This is a genomic window from Bradyrhizobium sp., assembly GCF_016462955.1.
Taxonomy (GTDB): domain Bacteria; phylum Pseudomonadota; class Alphaproteobacteria; order Rhizobiales; family Xanthobacteraceae; genus Bradyrhizobium.
Genome location: NZ_JAEMSD010000658.1, coordinates 1 through 3159, shown reverse-complemented (window position 1 = coordinate 3159; position 3159 = coordinate 1). Strand labels below are relative to the sequence as shown.

Genomic DNA, 3159 nt, shown 5'->3' with positions numbered 1-3159 from the left:
CCGATCACGGCGCCGGTGATGTTGCCGAGGCCGCCGAGGATGACGATGGCGAAGGCCTTGACCGCGGCGAGGTCTCCCATCTGCGGGAAAATGACGTAGACCGGCCCGAGCAGCGCGCCCGCCGCGGCCGCAAGGCTCGATCCGATCGCGAAGGTCGAGGTGTAGATCATGTCGACGTTGACCCCCATCAGCGAGGCCGTGTCGTGATCCTGGAACGTCGCGCGCATCGCGCGTCCCAGGCTGGTCTTGTTGATCAAAAGATACGTCACCAGGATCAGAAGCGCCGCGGCGGCGAGCACGAACAGGCGGAGCCAGGACACCGACACCGGTCCGAGCACCAGCGGCGCCTCGGGAAACGGCGTCGTGACCGATTTGGCGACCCCGCCCCAGATCCACAGCGTGCCCGACTGCATCGCGATCCAGGCGCCGATCATCACCAGCATGGTGGTGTCGATGTCGGAGCCGCGCAGTGGTCGCAGCAAAGTCAATTCGATCGCCGCACCCAGCAGCCATCCGGCCAGCACGGCCACGGGCAGTGCGAGAAAGAAATTCAGCCCGAGCTGCTGCACCACGATGAACATGATGTAGGCGCCGAACGTGTAGAGCACGCCATGCGTGAAGTTCACGACATTCATGATGCCGAAGATCAAGGTCAGCCCGATGCCCAGCAGCGCATAGGTGCCGCCGAGCACGAGCATGTTGATCAGATGCTGGAGGAATTCGCTCAAGGCTGTTCCTGGATGTTCTGGATGCCGGCGAGGGCTGCAACGTGCTGCCCTCGCCCGCGATCGAGGTTGCTAAAGCCGAATGGCATTAGGTTGGATCAATTGCCACAGGCTTGGTGCAACCTCTCCCGCTTGCGGGAGAGGTCGCGCCGAAGGCGCGGGTGAGGGCTTTCTCCTCTTGGCGACTGTCCCAACGCGGAGACACCCTCTCCCCGACCCTCTCCCGCAAGCGGGAGAGGGAGCGCAGCTGCCTCGCGGCTCGCCATCAGACCCAACATGCTTTAGAGCGTCTTCATCTCGATCTTGCCGTCGGCGATCTCGATCAGATAGACGTTCGGCTGGCTCTGTCCGCTCTCCTTGCCCTCGGGGCCGGACTTGCGGAACACGATGTCGCCGTTGAGGCCCTTCACCTTGATGTCCCAGAACGCTGCCTTGATCGCCGCGGGTTCGGCCTTGCCGGCCTTCTCGATCGCCGCCGCCACGGTGCGGATGCCGTCATAACCGCGGAAGCTCTCGGTGCAGCCGGCGAAGTCGAAGCCGCGCTTCTTCCATTCCGCGATGAAATAGTTGGTGGCTTCCGGATTCGGCGTCTTGTCCGGGAACCAGGGCAGGAACGTGGTCAGATGCATGGTGCCGTTGGCGGCGGCAACAGCATGGGCGATGATCTGGTCAGGGTTATGCGAGCCGCCGGTGGTGATGATGCGCTTCTTCAGGCCCAATGCCGCGGCCTGCTTGAAGATCAGGGTGAGCTGATCCACGGCGGTAGTGACGATGACCGTCTCGGAATCCGAGCTCTTGATCTTGGAGAGCTGCGCGCTCATGTCCTGCGCGCCCTGGTCCATGGTCTCGACCAGGCCGATGCTGATGCCCTTTTCTTTCATCATCTTGCTGAAATCCTCGGCGGTGCCGCGGCCCCAGTCGTTGTTGATGACGAGGAAGTCGACCTTCTTCAGCGCAAGCTTGTCGACGATGCCCTTGAAGGCCGCGGCCTCGATCGCCGAGGGCGGCGAGATGCGGAAGATGAAGGGATTGCCCGTCGTCGTGATCTTGCCCGAGGACGAGGTCTCCACCACCATCGGCGTCTCGTATTCCATCAGCTTCGGCATCACCGCGAGCGTCAGGCTCGAGCCCCAGGCGCCCATCAGGACCGGCACCTTGTCGCTGGTGATCAGCTTCTCGGCGACGGCGGCAGCTTCCGTCGGATTGCTCTTGTTGTCCTCGATCACGAGCTCGATCTTCTTGCCGAGGATACCGCCCTTGGCGTTGATCTCGTCGGCGGCGATCTTGGCGCCGTTGACGACGTAAGTGCCTGACGCTGCAAACGCGCCGGTGAGCGGCTCGTTGACGCCGATCTTGATGGTTTGCGCGCCGGCCGTGCCGCCGATCAAGGTCGTCGCCAGCGCGAGTGTTCGAACCAATCCGAGTGCTCGTGTCATGTTGTCTCTCCAAATCCAACGCTGTTGATGTTTTAAGTCAGTCCAGGCTTCGTCACTTCCGGTGTGTGAGCACACCCTCACCCCGCCCCGCTCCGGCGGCCAAAGATGCGGGCGATCCGTGTGCGCAACACGTCCGACGCAATCGACCAGAAGCTCAGTTCCGCCGACGTTCCAGGCCCGGCCGTCAGGCCGGACATCCGGCGATCGAGATTGGCGGCGAAGTCCGCGACCAGGCGTTTGGCGAGATCGCGCACCAGGCCGGGACGACCGACCTGGGCCAGCATTCCCGTGAGCGTGTAGCCGATCGACAATTCGACAGCCGTCGCGGCGCCGCCCTCGAGCGGAAGCAGGCGGTAACGGATCTCGCCTTGCGTCGCCGAGCGGCTGCGCGGGTCGGTGCCGATGCCGACGATGCGTCCAGAAAGCGTGGCGGGATCGCGCGCGACGCGCGCGGCGCCTTCGAAGCTTGCTGCGATCGGGCCGAGCTTGACGCGGATCGCGCCCTGCACGCGCTCCGGCGTCGGCGCCGATGTCAGCGATACGCCTGGGAGGCAAGCGGCAATGGCGGCAATATCCTCGAACATCGCGAACACCCTTGCCGGCGGATGCGGCAGGGTGAAGCGCTGGTCGAGCACGGTTGCCGGGGTGAAGTCGGGAATGCTGCCGGCTGCGACGCTCTCTGACCCCGGCGACAGCGCTGGTTGCGCAGGCCGCGACTCGCTGCGACCGGGCGCGGCGCGTCCCGATCCGACCGGGCCGAGACCGGTCCGGCCGGCACCGGCCAGCGGCGCGATGCTGCGCGCGCGCCTTGCCTCAATCACGGACTGCACCGCGCGCACGATGCCGACATAGCCGGTGCAGCGGCACAGATTGCCGCTCATGCCGACGCGAATGCTGCGCTCGTCGGCGTCGGGAAGGCGCAGCACGAGGTCCCGCGCGGAGACCAGCATGCCCGGCGTGCAGAAGCCGCATTGCAGCGCATGCTCGCGGGTGAAGGC

General features: G+C 65.1%; 3 protein-coding genes. All 3 read right to left on the bottom strand.

Annotated elements, in window-relative coordinates; all coding sequences use genetic code 11:
- On the bottom strand, nt 1-728 hold a 728-nt coding region (locus JHD07_RS36395; protein WP_291630973.1), incomplete at its 3' end, for a branched-chain amino acid ABC transporter permease.
- Between the two features lie 278 nt (nt 729-1006).
- Complete coding sequence (locus JHD07_RS36390) at nt 1007-2161, bottom strand: ABC transporter substrate-binding protein (RefSeq protein ID WP_291630971.1); 1155 nt, start codon at nt 2159-2161, stop codon at nt 1007-1009.
- A 77-nt stretch (nt 2162-2238) separates the two neighbouring features.
- The coding region (locus JHD07_RS36385; protein WP_291630969.1) for a 2Fe-2S iron-sulfur cluster-binding protein at nt 2239-3159 on the bottom strand (921 nt) is incomplete at its 5' end.

Coding starts and splice junctions, on each gene's coding strand:
- JHD07_RS36390 (WP_291630971.1), bottom strand. CDS start 2,161: ATGACACGAGCACTCGGATTGGTTCGAACACTCGCGCTGGCGACGACC.